This is a genomic window from Rhizobium sp. SEMIA 4085, from assembly GCF_013004495.1.
Lineage (GTDB): Bacteria > Pseudomonadota > Alphaproteobacteria > Rhizobiales > Rhizobiaceae > Rhizobium > Rhizobium gallicum.
The window spans coordinates 1-2,457 of the sequence record NZ_JABEPH010000570.1 but is presented as its reverse complement, the minus strand read 5'-3'; the positions used below and the strand labels follow the sequence as shown (position 1 = coordinate 2,457).

3 protein-coding genes are annotated in these 2,457 nt (G+C 60.2%); all 3 read left to right on the top strand.

Translation table 11 applies throughout. The annotated features are described in order from the left end of the window. Window positions 1-809, top strand: an 809-nt coding sequence (locus C9413_RS31075; protein ID WP_170251403.1) for an IS110 family transposase, incomplete at its 5' end; no start/stop codon positions are given. Window positions 810-1,143: 334 nt separating this feature from the next. Then, a complete protein-coding gene (locus tag C9413_RS31070) occupies window positions 1,144-1,809 on the top strand; it encodes a nitroreductase (protein ID WP_039846954.1) in 666 nt (221 codons plus the stop codon). 85 nt (window positions 1,810-1,894) lie between these two features. After that, window positions 1,895-2,457: NADPH-dependent FMN reductase (locus C9413_RS31065; RefSeq protein ID WP_170251402.1), on the top strand; the 563-nt coding region annotated here is incomplete at its 3' end.

Below are 2,457 nucleotides of genomic sequence, written 5' to 3'. Positions count from 1 at the left end.
CGATCGCCGATGCCAAGATCAAGACTGACAAGATCGATGCGACGGTGCTGGCGCACCTGCTCAGAGCCGACCTGGTGCCGGAGGCCTGGGCACCTGGAGAGCGAGCCCGCGAGCTGCGCATCGCCCTTCGTGAGCGGATGTTTTACGTGCGGCTGCGGACGATGACAAAGAACCGCATCGTCACGGTGTTTGATCGCTATCCGGAGCAGACGGCGCAGCTGAAGAAGCTCGGCGACCTGTTCGGCAAGGCCGGCCGCCTCCAACTGGCGCAGGTCAAGGTCTCGGAGATCGACCGCATCCAGATTGACCGCGGTCTCGACTTCATCGGCGACATCGATGTGCGGATCAAGCAGTCGGAAGCGACGATCCGGGCAATGACCAAGGTTAATGGCAATGTGAAGCTGTTGAAGACGATCCCCGGCATCGGCGAGTTCTTCGCCCGGCTGATCGATGCGGAGAACGATGATGTCGGTCGATTCCGCAATCCGAAGAAGCTTGCCGCCTATGCCGGGCTGGTGCCGTCGACCTATTCCTCCGGCGGCAAGACCTTTCACGGCAAGATCATCAAGCAGGGCAACAAGTGGCTGCGCTGGGCTTTCGTCGAGGCGGGGGCACCGGCCATTGCCAGCGATGCACAGCTTCGCGCCCAATACGAGCATCTGAAGATCAGAGGAGTGAACAAGGCGCGCGTTGCCATCGCGCGCAAGCTTTTGACGATCGCCTTCCAGATCCTGCGTGACCAGCGCGCTTACGAGCTGCGCGGCGAAAGCCCCATGGAAGGCGCGTCGACGATATCCCGGTTGTCCTGATGGTCTACTAGCGAGTCCGGCAGGTCCGGGTTGCGCTCCTTGAGGAGAATGGGAAACCGGGAGCCGAACGTCACTCTGTGACCGAAGCTAACGCATCAGGTCACGCATTGGAGATTGGTTCGAGAACCGCAGGACGGCAACAACCTGTCCAGCGAAAGGAAGAGATTTAGCCGATCGGCAATAACGCTGATCAAACCATAACCCAACCCAAGGAAAAGCCGTCAGTTAAAGGCGTTTTGCCCCTTGTGTTCTTTCATTGGAGAGGACCATGAGTATGGACAATACCTCACACCCCGATAGACCGAAACGAATGGCCGGCGCTATGGAGGCGACCATTGACGTATATGAGGCAGTCACAAGCCGCCGGGCGGTGCGCGCATTCAAGGACGAGCCTGTGTCGAGGGAGGTGCTTGAGCGCGTGCTGTCCGCCGCAGCTTGGTCGCCGTCCGGATCAAACATCCAGCCGTGGAACACCTACGTGCTGACGGGCGCGCCGCTGGCCGAGCTCAAGACGAACGCCGTCGAGCGCGTGGCTCATGGCGACCCTTGGGACAAGCGGCAGTACAAGATGTACCCGACCGAGCTGAAGTCTCCGTACGCGGAGCGCCGATCCGCCTTCGGCAAGGAGCGCTACAGTGCGCTTGGCATTGCGCGCGAAGACTGGGAGGCGCGGCAGCGGGCAGCCATCGCCAACTGGAACTGTTTCGGCGCGCCCGCCGCCCTGTTTTGCTACATCGACCGTGACTTGGGCCGGCCCCAATGGGCCGATGTCGGCATGTATCTGCAGACCATCATGCTGCTACTCCGCGCCGAAGGACTGCACAGTGTCACGCAGATGGCGTGGTCGCAGGTTCGCGAGACGGTCGCAGAGGTCCTGTCACCCCCGGAGGAGCTCATCCTCTTCTGCGGCATGTCGATCGGGTACGAGGACCCCGCGGTAAGTTTTCCCCGTACGGGCCGCGCCCCGCTCGCCGAGACGGTCACGTTCGTCGGCGGTTAGTTACTTGGGCTCAAAAGGACAAGAGACCCTTCTATGAATCTTAGGTATGATACTTCCTTTGGCATGCGTGATATTGGAGAACGCCATGACCACACATAAAGTAGGCTATTTCATCGGCAGCCTCGCCAAGGCCTCGATCAATCGCAAGCTCGCCAAGGCGTTGGTGCGGTTTGCCCCGCCCGAACTTGAAATGTCGGAGATATCCTTCAAGGACCTGCCGCTCTACAGCTACGACTATGACGCCGACTACCCGCCGGCTGGCAAGGCATTCAAGGCGGCAATCGCGGCCGTCGACGCCGTGCTGTTCGTCACGCCCGAATATAATCGATCCATACCTGGCGGGCTGAAAAACGCAATCGACTGGGCTAGCCGCCCCTACGGCACCAACTCGTTTACACGCAAGCCGTCAGCGGTGATCGGCACCTCGCCGGGCGCCATAGGCACAGCAGTCGCCCAGCAGAATTTGCGCAGCGTGCTTAGCTTCTGCAACTCTCCCCAAATGAATGCCCCGGAAGCCTACATCCAGTTCACACCAGGGCTGATCACCGATGACGGTGAGGTCATGAATGACACCACCGCTGATTTCCTTCGCACTTTCATGCAGGACTTCCATGTCTTCATCGCAAGGGTTCGCTCAGTGCTGCCGAA